This window comes from Candidatus Cardinium hertigii, assembly GCF_050864855.1.
Taxonomy (GTDB): domain Bacteria; phylum Bacteroidota; class Bacteroidia; order Cytophagales; family Amoebophilaceae; genus Cardinium; species Cardinium hertigii_C.
The window spans coordinates 1-407 of sequence record NZ_JBOZWW010000016.1; the positions used below are offsets into that span (position 1 = coordinate 1).

General features: G+C 35.1%; 1 protein-coding gene. It reads right to left on the reverse strand.

Annotated elements, in window-relative coordinates:
* Positions 1–23: 23 nt before the first annotated feature.
* The coding region (locus tag ACRRVB_RS00705; protein ID WP_432466103.1) for a transposase at positions 24–407 on the reverse strand (384 nt) is incomplete at its 5' end.

Here is a 407-nt window from a genome sequence, read left to right on the forward strand (position 1 = left end):
TATATTTTAGATATACCATCCCCCTAAAAACCCTTTAAAATGATATTTGGAGCTCTATATAAATTATAGGCTATAGCTTCCATAACATGTTGCGTATGCGTTTTATCAAGGCCTATATACCTAGTCCCTCCACTACGGAACCACCTCTTAATACTTCCAAATACCCTTTCTACTTTATATCGCGTCTTAGATACCAATTTATTAAACCGTTTAGCAGCAGGTGATAAGGGATGATTTCTATTACCTTTCTTTTGAATAGCTGATTTTAATTTCTTGTTTTTTAGTAAAGTTTCGTTGGGCAAACCGCTATAGCCTTTATCTCCATAGAGCCTGCTTCCTGCTTTTAGAGATACTTTATCCAATAATATAGGTAAATGGGCACCATCATGACTAGATGCTTTTGTAGT